At 63.4% G+C, this 12,350-nt stretch carries 8 protein-coding genes and 1 pseudogene; 7 read left to right on the top strand and 2 right to left on the bottom strand.

The annotated features are described in order from the left end of the window. The first annotated feature begins 389 nt into the window (after positions 1-389). The 5 genes from G1E_RS22960 (at position 390) to G1E_RS22940 (ending at position 5,504) form a co-directional block, all read left to right on the top strand. Positions 390-1,103 carry an ABC transporter permease gene (locus G1E_RS22960; RefSeq protein ID WP_009685140.1) on the top strand — a complete coding sequence of 238 codons (714 nt, stop codon included), beginning with the start codon at positions 390-392 and terminating at the stop codon, positions 1,101-1,103. 13 nt (positions 1,104-1,116) lie between these two features. Beyond that, the gene (locus G1E_RS22955) at positions 1,117-2,031 is read left to right on the top strand and encodes a glycine betaine ABC transporter substrate-binding protein (protein WP_009685139.1); all 915 of its coding nucleotides are present in this window, start codon (positions 1,117-1,119) and stop codon (positions 2,029-2,031) included. Next, the gene (locus G1E_RS22950; protein ID WP_009685138.1) at positions 2,028-2,681 is read left to right on the top strand and encodes an ABC transporter permease; all 654 of its coding nucleotides are present in this window, start codon (positions 2,028-2,030) and stop codon (positions 2,679-2,681) included. Before G1E_RS22955 ends, G1E_RS22950 begins: the two co-directional genes overlap by 4 nt. After that, positions 2,678-3,835 (top strand): betaine/proline/choline family ABC transporter ATP-binding protein, encoded by a 1,158-nt coding sequence (locus G1E_RS22945; RefSeq protein ID WP_009685137.1) that lies wholly within the window; start codon positions 2,678-2,680, stop codon positions 3,833-3,835. The genes G1E_RS22950 and G1E_RS22945 overlap by 4 nt, the downstream gene beginning before the upstream one ends. A 505-nt stretch (positions 3,836-4,340) precedes the next feature. Then, positions 4,341-5,504 (top strand): type III PLP-dependent enzyme, encoded by a 1,164-nt coding sequence (locus tag G1E_RS22940; protein WP_029885071.1) that lies wholly within the window; start codon positions 4,341-4,343, stop codon positions 5,502-5,504. Between the two features lie 105 nt (positions 5,505-5,609). Here the strand turns inward: G1E_RS22940 and G1E_RS22935 are convergent, their stop codons facing one another. Together G1E_RS22935 and G1E_RS22930 are read right to left on the bottom strand one after the other, a co-directional pair. Next, positions 5,610-6,359: a tetratricopeptide repeat protein gene (locus tag G1E_RS22935; protein WP_009685135.1), complete on the bottom strand. Its 750-nt coding sequence runs from the start codon at positions 6,357-6,359 to the stop codon at positions 5,610-5,612. 2 nt (positions 6,360-6,361) lie between these two features. Then, positions 6,362-7,042, bottom strand: coding sequence for a Fe2+-dependent dioxygenase (locus tag G1E_RS22930; protein WP_009685134.1), 681 nt, complete (start codon positions 7,040-7,042; stop codon positions 6,362-6,364). A 220-nt stretch (positions 7,043-7,262) separates the two neighbouring features. Between G1E_RS22930 and G1E_RS22925 the strand changes: the two genes are divergently transcribed. Together G1E_RS22925 and G1E_RS22920 are read left to right on the top strand one after the other, a co-directional pair. Then, positions 7,263-9,566: a TonB-dependent siderophore receptor gene (locus G1E_RS22925; protein WP_009685133.1), complete on the top strand. Its 2,304-nt coding sequence runs from the start codon at positions 7,263-7,265 to the stop codon at positions 9,564-9,566. Positions 9,567-9,715: 149 nt separating this feature from the next. Next, positions 9,716-12,294 (top strand): annotated as a pseudogene (locus G1E_RS22920) (PepSY domain-containing protein). Positions 12,295-12,350 lie beyond the last annotated feature (56 nt).

Here is a 12,350-nt window from a genome sequence, read left to right as displayed (position 1 = left end):
GCTTGCCAGCGATAGGGCCAGCACTGCCACAGCAGATTCACCACACAATCGCTTTATCACGACAAATGGCCACAGGGCAGTTATTTCAACGCCTGCAGCGCGCTAAGCCGCTGTTTTCTCTCGCCAAATTTGCACTCCCCCAGTGATTAACGCTGGCCAAATGCCGCCTCAAATGGGAACCTTTAGGGCCCTGGAGACGTCCACTCCCCTGCAACCCGCTTCGGTTGAGGGCTGGTTTCATCAGCATTTTCGGGCCCGACGGGGTTCGGCTCATGGCCAGATCGCAGCCTTCGGTTTGCATCTGGCTGCTACTCGCGAACACACCACCCGCCGCCACCCCTGGCCGGCAACCAAGAAGTGTGCTCGCCGACAACACAAGGAGTCTGCCTGTGGCTAAACGCTACGGTAAAGGGCTGTTGGGATGGGCCGCCGTGCTCGTCATCCTGGCCCTGCTGGTCCACTGGATCGGCATCGACACGATCGCGCGGTATCGCGACGATCTTGGGTTCTACCTGCAAGCGCACCTGGTACTGGTGCTGGCTTCGATGGCGGCGGCACTGGCCGTGGGCATCCCCGCCGGCATTGCGCTCAGTCGGCCGCACCGGGTCGACAAAGCCGAGCGCTTCATGCAGTTCTTCAACGTTGGCAATACCATCCCCCCCCTGGCCGTTCTGGCCATCGCCCTGAGTATCCTGGGCATCGGCGCCGGGCCGGCGATCTTCGCACTGTTCCTCGCCTCCCTCCTGCCCATCGTGCGCAACACCTACGAAGGCCTGAAAAACGTCCCCGCCTCGCTCAAGGAAGCCGCCACGGGCATTGGCATGACCCCACGCCAGCAACTGTGGCAGGTCGAGCTGCCCAACGCCGTGCCAATCATTGTCGGCGGTGTTCGCGTGGCCCTGGCTTTGAACGTGGGCACCGCACCGCTGGCATTCTTGATTGGCGCCAATAGCCTGGGCAGCCTGATCTTCCCCGGCATCGCCCTGAACAACCAGCCCCAGCTGCTGCTGGGGGCCGCCTGTACCGCACTGCTGGCCCTGCTACTGGACGCGGCGGTGAGTTTCTCCAGCAAGCGCTGGCTGGAACGTGGCCTGGCCCACTAAGGATAGGGAACGCATGAAGAAAACAATCGCCTTGCTGCTGGGCGCGGCCCTGCTGTTCGCAGGATTTGCCCAGGCAGCGGAAACGCCCCAGATCCGCATCGGCGCGCGGGTGTTCACCGAACAGACCGTACTGGCCGAAATCACCGCGCAGTACCTGCGTGCCAACGGTTTCGACGTGCGCGTCACCACCGGCCTGGGTAGCAACATCGCGCGCCAGGCCCAGGAAACCGGCCAGCTCGACCTGATGTGGGAATACACCGGCGTATCGCTGGTGTCGTACAACCACATCGAAGAACGCATGCCCAGCGCCGAAGCCACCTACGCCAAGGTCAAGGCGCTGGACGCGAAAAAGGGCCTGGTCTGGCTGACCCCGTCGAAGTTCAGCAACACCTACGCCTTGGGCCTGCCCAAGCAAGTGGCCGAGGCCTATCCGCAGGTCAACAGCATCAGCGACCTTAACCAGGTACTGCGTGACGAAAGCGAGCGCAAGCACCTGGTGGCACTGGACACCGAGTTCGCCAACCGCCCCGATGGCCTGGTCGGCCTGAAAGCGATGTACGACCTGCAACTGGGCCGCGCCAACATCCGCCAGATGGACGCGGGCCTGGTCTACACCGCCATGCGTAACAACCAGGTGTTCGCCGGCCTGGTGTACACCACCGATGGCCGCCTGAGTGCCTTCAACCTGAAGCTGCTGGAAGACGACAAGCGCTACTTCCCTGACTACACGGCCGCGCCGGTGGTGCGCAAGGCCGTGCTCGACGCCAACCCGCAGCTGGCGGGGCTGCTCAAACCGCTGGCCGAGCAACTGGACGATGAAACCATGCGCCAGCTCAACGCCAAGGTCGATGTCGAGCACCAGAACCCGACCGCCGTGGCCGCCGCCTTCCTGCGCGATCACCCATTGACCAGCGAGGGCCAGCCATGAACCTGATCGATACTTTCAACCACCTCGACTGGGCCCAGGTACTGAACCTGACCGGCCAACACATCATGCTGGTCGGTGTGGCCGTGGGCCTGGCGATTCTGGTGGGCGTGCCGCTGGGCATCCTCATGACCCGCTTCCCGGCCCTGGCCGGCCCGCTGCAGGCCAGCGCCACGGTACTGCTGACCATCCCGTCGATTGCCCTGTTCGGCCTGTTGCTGCCGCTTTACTCCAAATTCGGCCAAGGCCTCGGGCCGCTACCGGCGATTACCGCCGTGTTCCTTTATTCGCTGTTGCCGATCATGCGCAACACCTACCTGGCCCTGACCAATGTCGAACCCGGCATCCGCGAAGCCGCGCGCGGCATCGGCATGACCTTCGGCCAGCGCCTGCGCATGGTCGAGCTGCCCATCGCCGTGCCGGTGATCCTCGCCGGCGTGCGTACCGCCGTGGTGATGAACATCGGCGTCATGACCATTGCCGCCACCATCGGCGCCGGCGGCCTTGGCGTGCTGATCCTGACCTCCATCAGCCGCAGCGACATGTCGATGCTGCTGGTCGGCGCGGTACTGGTCAGCCTGCTGGCCATCCTCGCCGACCTGCTGCTGCAAACCCTGCAACGTGCCCTGACTCCAGAAGGACTGCGCTCATGATCGAACTGAAGAACCTCAGCAAAACCTTCAACGTCAACGGCAAGGAGGTCAAAGCCGTCGACGCGGTAAGCCTCACCGTCAACGAAGGGGAAATCTGCGTGTTCCTCGGCCCATCGGGCTGCGGCAAAAGCACCACGCTGAAAATGATCAACCGCCTGATCACGCCAACCTCGGGCCAGGTGTTCATCAATGGCGAGGACACCACCGGGCTGGACGAAGTGACCCTGCGCCGCCACATCGGTTACGTGATCCAGCAGATCGGCCTGTTCCCCAACATGACCATCGAAGAGAACATCACCGTGGTGCCGCGCCTGCTCGGCTGGGACAAGCAGAAATGCCACGAGCGTGCCCGCGAACTGATGCACATGATCAAGCTCGAGCCCAAACAGTACCTGCAACGCTACCCGCGCGAGCTTTCCGGTGGCCAGCAGCAGCGTATCGGCGTGATCCGCGCGTTGGCGGCCGATGCGCCGGTGCTGTTGATGGACGAACCGTTCGGCGCGGTCGACCCGATCAACCGTGAAATGATCCAGAACGAGTTCTTCGAAATGCAACGGGCGCTGAACAAGACCGTGATCATGGTCAGCCACGACATCGACGAAGCGATCAAGCTTGGCGACAAGATTGCCATCTTCCGGGCCGGCAAGTTGCTGCAGCTGGACCACCCGGACACCCTGCTGGCGCACCCGGCAGACGAGTTCGTGAGCAACTTCGTAGGCCAGGACAGCACCCTCAAGCGCCTGCTGCTGGTGCGCGCCGAAGATGCGGCAGACAACGCCCCGGCGGTCAGCCCGGAAACGCCGGTAAGCGATGCGCTGGAACTGCTCGACGAACACGACCGCCGCTACGTGGTGGTCACCGACGCGCAGAACAAGGCCCTGGGCTATGTACGCCGGCGGGACATGCACCGCCAGCAGGGCACCTGTGGCGACTTCCTGCGTCCGTTCAATGCCACCGCCTCGCACGACGAGCACCTGCGCATCCTGCTGTCGCGCATGTACGAGTTCAACCGGGCGTGGTTGCCGGTGCTGGATGCCGAGCAGGTGTTCCTCGGCGAGGTGACACAGGAGTCGATTGCGGCGTACCTGAGTTCCGGCCGCTCGCGCGGCGCCAAGACCAGCATCGTCTCCCCGGCGGAGGCGGTGGCATCGTGATGAGCGCTGCCTACTGATGCGCAGCTAGGTGCGGATACGGGTTTCACGCACCAGAAGCGTCGCATCCGTCGGTCGGTAACAAAAAATTTATGCGCGATTTTCGGTACGTGGGTACCAGAAAAGCGTGGCCATAAATATGAACACCTCTGGTGCCATCGGGTATCGGGCTGCTGCCACAGGGTGGGTCAAAACCCTGTAGCAGCGGCTTCAACCGCACATGAGCCGACGTGGTCCATTCCACAATTTTTTACGCTTGAAACACCACCGGGAACATCAGCCGGTCATATGAGTCGTTTATTCAAACGACAGGTGGCCGATCAACGCCGATCACGCCAGGATTGCCTGTTGATTCTGCATTCTTCACGCCCTAAAGTGCGCGCCGAACGTCCATGCTGGAAACGATCCATCCGGCTCAAGTACTGAGTAGGCGAACCAAAGTGGGGATACGGAGGACGTTCAGTTTGCAGCCACTTAATCTTTCAGTTTGCCCATGGAGTCCCTGAGCATGTCGATCCAGGTCGAAGACTATTTCGCGCGTGATACCTTCCAGAAAATGAAGGCGTTCGCCGACAAGCAGGAAACCCCGTTCGTACTCATCGATACCCAGATGATCAGCCAGGCTTACGACGACCTGCGCGCGGGTTTCGAATTCGCCAAGGTCTACTATGCGGTGAAGGCCAACCCGGCTGTCGAGATCATCGACCTGCTCAAGGAGAAAGGTTCGAGCTTCGACATCGCCTCGATCTACGAGCTGGACAAGGTGTTGGGCCGCGGCGTCAGCGCTGACCGCATCAGCTATGGCAACACCATCAAGAAGTCCAAAGACATCCGCTACTTCTACGAGAAGGGCGTGCGCCTGTATGCCACCGACTCCGAAGCCGACCTGCGCAACATCGCCAAGGCCGCCCCGGGCTCGAAAGTGTACGTGCGCATCCTCACCGAAGGCTCGACCACTGCCGACTGGCCGCTGTCGCGCAAATTCGGCTGCCAGACCGACATGGCCATGGACCTGCTGATCCTGGCCCGCGACCTGGGCCTGGTGCCCTACGGCATCTCCTTCCACGTCGGTTCGCAACAGCGCGACATCAGCGTGTGGGACGCCGCCATCGCCAAGGTCAAGGTGATCTTCGAGCGCCTGAAGGAAGAAGACGGCATCGAACTGAAGCTGATCAACATGGGCGGTGGCTTCCCGGCCAACTACATCACCCGTACCAACAGCCTGGAAACCTACGCCGAAGAAATCATTCGCTTCCTCAAGGAAGACTTCGGTGACGAGCTGCCGGAAATCATCCTCGAACCTGGCCGTTCGCTGATCGCCAACGCCGGCATCCTGGTCAGCGAAGTGGTGCTGGTTGCACGCAAGTCGCGTACCGCCGTCGAGCGCTGGATCTACACCGACGTGGGCAAGTTCTCCGGCCTGATCGAAACCATGGACGAAGCCATCAAGTTCCCGATCTGGACCGAGAAGAAAGGCGAAACCGAAGAAGTGGTCATCGCCGGCCCTACCTGCGACAGCGCCGACATCATGTACGAGAACTACAAGTACGGCCTGCCGCTGAACCTGGCCATTGGTGACCGCCTGTACTGGCTGTCGACCGGTGCCTACACCACCAGCTACAGCGCAGTGGAATTCAACGGCTTCCCGCCGCTGAAGGCCTACTACCTGTAATGCACAACGGGGCCGCGAGGCCCCGTTTTCATGTGTGCAGATGCCGAGATCAGCGCTGTCGAGGTGGGAGCCGGCTTGCCGGCGATTGGGCCAGCACAGGCAACTTCAAGCTTCGCGCCGTTCGATTTCCTCGGCATAGCGCGCGGCAAACGCCATGAGCACCGGCCCCGCGCCCTGCAGGGTCACCAGCGCCGCACGCAGAAAGTTCAGGTTACCCTCGACCCGCGCACGCTCCAGCCAAGGCGCAGCCTCGGCCACCTGGCCACGCTCGACCAGCACCAGCCCCAGGCTGAACATGCCGCGAAAATCCCCTGCCTCGGCCGACCGGCGATACCAGCGCACCGCACGCGCGGGGCTGGGCGCGGTGGCAATGCCCTGCTCCAGATAGCGCCCGTACAGGTTCATCGACTTGGCATGCCCCTGCTGTGCGGCCTTCTCGTAGCACATCAGCGCCTGCGCCTGGTTGGCCGGCACACCACGCCCGGTCGCCAGCAGGTTACCCAGGTTGTACAGCCCCCAGGCAAGCCCGGCATCGGCGGCGCGGGCATAGTGCACGGCGGCTTGAGCCAGGTTTACCGCACCGCCCCAGCCATGCTCCAGGCAACGCCCGAGCATGTTATGCGCCATGGCGTTGCCAGCTTGCGCGGCAATGGCAAACCAGCGCCGGGCAACCTCGGCGTCGGCTTCTATCCCGCGCCCATCGAGCAGGATCTGCCCCAGCAGCAACTGCGCTTCGACCACGCCCTGCCCCGCCGCTGCCAGGATGGCCTGGGCCGCCTTGCCCGGGCTTTGCTCAAGCATGGCCCGCAACCCGGCCACGTCCAGCACTTCCTCACGCCGCAACTGATAGCCCACGGTCAGACCTCGGCCCAGCGGCGCAGCAGGTTGTGGTAGGTGCCCGTCAGTTGCAGCAGCGCAGGGTGTTCTGGCACATCGGCCGTCAGTTGCTGGATGGCATTGTCCATTTCGAACAGCAGCGCGCGCTGGCTGTCCTCACGCACCAGGCTCTGGGTCCAGAAAAAGGCGGCATAGCGCTGCCCGCGGGTGACCGGGTTGACCTTGTGCAGGCTGGTGCCGGGGTACAGCACCAGGTCACCGGCCGCCAGCTTGACCTGCTGCTCACCATAGGTGTCCTGAATGACCAGTTCCCCCCCGTCGTAGCTGCCCGGGTCACTGAGAAACAGCGTGGACGACAGGTCGGTACGCACGCGCTCCGGGCTGCCCTTGGGCTGGCGCAGGGCATTGTCGATGTGAAAGCCGAAATTGCCGCCCTCGCGGTAGCAATTGATCAGTGGCGGGAACACCTTGTGCGGCAACGCTGCCGACAGGAAGCGCGGGGTCTTCCACAGGCGGTCGATCAGCGCGGTGCCGATTTCCTTGGCCAGCGGGTGCCCTTCTGGCAGTTGCAGGTTGTGCTTGGCCTTGGCCGACTGGTGGCCGGCAGTCACCTTGCCATCGGCCCAGTCAGCCTGCTCCAGGGCCTCGCGAATACGGGCCAGTTCGTCAGCGGCGAACAGGCCTGGGATGTGCAGCAGCATGGCAAGGTTACCGTCGGGAACTGTAAAGGCCCAATGATATTGATTCCCTTTTGCGCTACACAAGCCTTTTCGCCGCTTACGACGTTTCAGCCGATTGGAAACTTAAGGGCAAATTGTAAAGATTGTAAATTCTTCACGAATGGTAACGAATATCAATTGTTAGTCACAATCGCTTACATTAGTATCCGCCGCCTCACCACCTTGGGGAAGGTTTCCAGCAATGCGCCAGTCCGTACCATCTGCAGTAAGCTCACCGCGTCTGATCGTTAGCGCCATAGGCATCGCGCTTGGCGCATCGTCGGCCTACGCCGCCGACCCGGCTGCCAGCAGTGCCATCACCCTGGATGCCACCAGCGTGAACGGCAAGGCTGAGCAGGCCAGCAGCGACTACAAAACCGAGCGCGCTGCTTCGCAGAAGTACACTGCACCGTTGGTGGACACCCCGCGCTCGGTCACGGTGATCCCGCAACAGGTGATCAAGGATACCAACGCCCTGACCCTGCAAGACGCGCTGCGCACCGTGCCAGGCATTACCTTCGGCGCCGGCGAAGGTGGCAACCCGCAAGGCGACCGCCCGTTCATTCGCGGCTTCGACGCCCAGGGCGACACCTACCTGGACGGCGTGCGCGACACTGGCGCACAAACCCGCGAAATCTTCGCCATCGAGTCGGTTGAAGTGGCCAAGGGCCCGAACTCCGCCGTAGGTGGCCGCGGGGCAGCGGGCGGTACCATCAACCTGGTGAGCAAGCGCGCGCACCTGGGCAACTCGCTGGACGGTGCCTGGACCTGGGGCAGCGACCAGACCCAACGCTATACCTTCGACGGTAACTACCAATTCAGCGATACCGTGGCCGGCCGCCTGAACCTGATGACCCATGAAAGCAACGTTGCCGGCCGCGACAAGGTGAACTACGACCGCTGGGGCATCGCCCCGTCGCTGGCCTTCGGCCTGGGCACGCCGACCCGCGTCAACCTCGACTACTACCACCTGGAAAGCGACGACCTGCCGGATTCGGGCATCCCGTACAGCATCCCGTTGGCTGGCAGCGCTGCCCGTACTTCGGCCCACCCGAGCAAGCCGGATGATGGCGGCGACAGCGACAACTTCTATGGCCTGAGCGGTCGCGACTTCCGCAAGAGCCGGGTAGATATCGCCACCTTCGCCATCGAACACGACCTGACCGACGCGCTGACCGTGAAGAACACCCTGCGCCACGGCAACAGCATGCAGGACTACATCCTCACCCAACCGGACGACAGCAAGGGCAACGTCAACAACGGCAGCGTTTGGCGCCGGGCCAACACCCGCGTTGGCAACACCGCCACCACCACCAACCAGACCGACCTGTTTGGCGAGTTCTACCTGGGCGGCATGAAGAACAGCTTCTCCACCGGCATCGAGCTGAGCCGCGAAGAAAGCGACCGCTCCAGCTACACCGTCAACACCAACACCCGGCTGAACGCATCCGTGTGCAACCCCGGGCTGATCGGCGCCAACAGCGGCTACAACTGCACCTCGCTGAGCAACCCGAACCCGGATGACCCGTGGAACGGCAGTATCGCCCGCAACTACGCCGGCACCGATACCAAGAGCGACACCCGCGCCCTGTATGTATTCAACACCCTTGAGTTGTCGCCTGCATGGCTGGTGAACATGGGCCTGCGTTACGACCACTTCGATACGCAGTACCGCACCTATGACGCTGCTGGCGCCACCGTGGTCAATGCCAAGGGCGTAGCCGCCAAAGGCAAGGATACCAGCGAGTTCGTCACCGGCCAGCTGGGCCTGGTATGGAAACCGGCCGACAACGGCAGCGTCTACGTGTCCTACGCCACCTCTGCTACCCCACCGGGGGCAATGCTGGGCGAAGGCATGGAGGCCAACCCACTGGGCAACACCACCGATCGTGCCGGCAACCTGTTGAGCAGCGACATGGAGCCGGAAGAGACCACCAACTACGAAATCGGTACCAAATGGGACCTGCTCGACCAACGCCTGTCGCTGACCGCCGCGCTGTTCCGCACCGAGAAGGAAAACGCGCGCGTTCAGGTCGATACCACAAGCTACGAGAACGTCGGCGAAACCCGCGTGCAGGGTATCGAACTGTCGGCCAGCGGCAAGATCACCGCCAAGTGGCAAGTGTTCGCTGGCTACACCTACATGCAGGCCCGCCAGATCGACGGCGGCCCGCTGGGCAAGGCCAACGACGGCAACCAGTTGCCGAACACCCCGAACAACAGCGCCAGCGTGTGGACCACCTACGCGATTACACCAAAGCTGACCGTGGGCGGCGGTGCGTTCTACGTGGATGACGTGTACGGCAGCGTAGCCAACACCACCATGGTCGACAGCTATGTACGCTACGACGCCATGGCTGCCTACAAGCTGACCAAGAACATCGACCTGCAATTGAACGTGCAGAACCTGACCAACGAGGTTTACTACGACAAGACCTTCTCCACCCACTTCGCCAACCAGGCGGCTGGGCGCACGGCATTGCTGACCACCAGCGTGCACTTCTGACAGGGGTTGGGTTGACCGGGCGGCGCTGGTAAAACGCAACACGCTAAAAAACACCCACCCCGGCCCCGTTCATCTCCGTGAGCGGGGCTTTTGCGTATCAAGGCATAATGCACGCCGCGCAGCATGCGGCAGAAACACAAGGTGATGATGTGGTGAAGAAGACGCTGTTCCAATTGCACTGGTTCTTTGGCATCACCGCTGGCCTGGTGCTGGCCTTGATGGGCATTACCGGAGCGCTGTACTCGTTCCAGGAAGAACTGCTGCGCGCCTTCAATGCCGACGTGCTGAAGGTCGAGGTGCGCGCCGAAGGCGTACTGCCGCCAGCCGAGCTGGTGCAACGGGTCGAAGCCCAGCAACACGAGAAGGTATCGATGCTGTGGGTGGATGTGCGCGAAGGCAATGCCGCCCGTATCTTCTTCATGCCCGCACCGGGCGAACGCCGTGGCCTGCTGCGCTACGCCGACCCGTACACCGGCGAGCTCAAGGGCGAAGTCGCCGGGCAAGGCTTCTTCAACCTCATGCTCACCCTGCACCGCTTCCTGGCGATGGGTGATACCGGCCGGCAGATCACGGGCGCTTGCACCCTGCTGCTGGTGTTTTTCTGCCTGTCCGGCCTGTACCTGCGCTGGCCGCGCAAGGCGCTTAACTGGCGCACATGGCTGACCTTGGACTGGGCCAAGAATGGCCGCGCCTTCAACTGGGACCTGCACGCCGTGGCCGGCACCTGGTGCCTGCTGTTCTACCTGCTGTTTGCCCTGACCGGTCTGTTCTGGTCCTACGAGTGGTACCGCGAAGGCCTGAACAGGCTGCTGGCCGATGCCCCGGCCGCTGGCCAGCAGCACAAACGCGGTGAGGGCCGAGGCCGCCACGGGCCGCAAACGGTCGACCCCAACGCGCCGCCACGGGTGGTCGACTACGATGCCATCTGGGCCAGCCTCAAACGGGCTGCCGGGCCCGGCCTGGCGGCGTACAACCTTCGCCTGCCACCGGCAGGCGGTCAGCCGGCCAACCTGTTCTACCTGCTGGACAGCGCCGACCACCCACGGGCCTTCAACACCCTGGTGCTGGACCCGGCCACCGGCCAGGTCAGGCGCCAGGAGCGCTATACCGACAAATCCTTCAAGGCCCAACTGCTGCAAAGCGTCTACGCCCTGCATGTGGGTGAATACTTTGGCCTGCCGGGCCGCATCATCGTCACCATCGCCAGCCTGACCATGCCGCTGTTCTTCGTCACCGGCTGGCTGCTGTACCTCGACCGCCGCCGCAAGAAGCGCCAGGTGCGCGCCGCTCGCGGCAGCGTTGCCAGCAACAGTGGCAACGGCGACAGCTGGCTGATCGGTTTCGCCAGCCAGAGCGGCCTGGCCGAGCAACTGGCCTGGCAGAGCGCCGGCCAGTTGCAGGCAGGCGGCCCGCCNNGTGGCGGGCAGCCGCCCTGCCGGTGCAGGTCCGCGCCCTGGCCGAACTGGGTGAGGAAGACTTGCGCCAGGCCCGCCGCGCACTGTTTGTAGTCAGCACCTTCGGCGACGGTGAAGCCCCCGACAGCGCGCGCGCCTTCGAGCGCAAAGTGCTCGGGCAGCCCTGGGCGCTGAACAACCTCAGCTACGCCCTGCTCGCCCTTGGCGATCGCCAGTACCCGCACTTCTGCGGTTTCGCCCGCCGCCTGCAAGCGTGGCTCGCCGAGCGCGGGGCCAACAGCGCGTTCAGCCCGGTGGAAGTGGACAATGCCGACCAGGCTGCCCTGCAGCAGTGGCAGCAAGCGCTGGCGCAGCTGACCGGGGCCCAGCCGATGGCCGCCTGGCAACCGCCAAGTTTCGCCAACTGGACGCTGGTGCAGCGCAAGCTGCTCAACCCCGGCAGCCAGGGCCGGCCGGTCTACCTGCTCGGCTTACAACCGCAAACCCCGGTCAGTTGGGAGGCTGGCGACCTGGTGGAAGTGCTGCCACTCAATGGTCCACCGCGGGTCGCCGCGTTCCTCAAGGGCATGGCGGTCGATGCAACCACAGCGGTGCAGGTCAATGGCCTGAGTGAAACCCTGGCACAGGCGCTGGCCGGGCGCCAGTTGCCCACGCGCCGTGATCACCTGATCGGCCTGCAGCCGCAGGCGCTGGTCGATGCCCTGGTGCCGATTGGCAGCCGTGAATACTCCATCGCCTCGATTGCCAGCGATGGCGTGCTCGAGTTGATCGTACGCCAGGAGCGCCACGCCGATGGGCAGCTGGGCCTGGGTTCCGGCTGGTTGACCGAGTACCTGCCGCTCAATGGCACACTAAGCCTGCGCCTGCGCCGCAACAGCGGCTTCCACCTGCCGGGCCACGCCGCACCCATGATCCTGGTCGGCAACGGCACTGGCTTGGCCGGCCTGCGCAGCCTGATACGGGCGCGGGTGAATGCGGGGGAGCAGCGCAACTGGCTGCTGTTCGGTGAGCGTAACCGCGCCCATGACCTGTTGTGTGGTGAAGAGCTGCAAGGCTGGCTGGCCAACGGCGACCTGGCACGGCTGGACCTGGCGTTCTCTCGCGATCAAGCCGAAAAGGTGTATGTGCAGGATGTATTGCTGCAGCAGGCCGAGGCGTTCAAGCGTTGGCTGGCAGAGGGTGCGTGTGTGTATGTCTGCGGCAGCTTGCAAGGCATGGCTGCGGGGGTGGATGCGGCGCTCAATGGCATTCTTGGGGAGGCCGCTGTGCAGCAGTTGATCGAGGATGGGCGGTATCGGCGGGATGTGTACTGATCAGCCTTTGATGTAGCCGGCACGGGCCCTATCGCTGGCAAGCCAGCTCCCACAGG

Origin of the sequence: Pseudomonas sp. TJI-51, from assembly GCF_000190455.2 — a bacterium.
Lineage (GTDB): Bacteria > Pseudomonadota > Gammaproteobacteria > Pseudomonadales > Pseudomonadaceae > Aquipseudomonas > Aquipseudomonas juntendi.
This window is presented reverse-complemented; position numbering and strand designations above follow the sequence as displayed.

What these genes read in the sequence shown, in the direction of transcription:
- G1E_RS22955 (WP_009685139.1), top strand. Translation starts at nt 1,117, where the DNA reads ATGAAGAAAACAATCGCCTTGCTGCTGGGCGCGGCCCTGCTGTTCGCA.
- G1E_RS22950 (WP_009685138.1), top strand. Translation starts at nt 2,028, where the DNA reads ATGAACCTGATCGATACTTTCAACCACCTCGACTGGGCCCAGGTACTG.
- G1E_RS22945 (WP_009685137.1), top strand. Translation starts at nt 2,678, where the DNA reads ATGATCGAACTGAAGAACCTCAGCAAAACCTTCAACGTCAACGGCAAG.
- G1E_RS22940 (WP_029885071.1), top strand. Translation starts at nt 4,341, where the DNA reads ATGTCGATCCAGGTCGAAGACTATTTCGCGCGTGATACCTTCCAGAAA.
- G1E_RS22930 (WP_009685134.1), bottom strand. Translation starts at nt 7,042, where the DNA reads ATGCTGCTGCACATCCCAGGCCTGTTCGCCGCTGACGAACTGGCCCGT.
- G1E_RS22925 (WP_009685133.1), top strand. Translation starts at nt 7,263, where the DNA reads ATGCGCCAGTCCGTACCATCTGCAGTAAGCTCACCGCGTCTGATCGTT.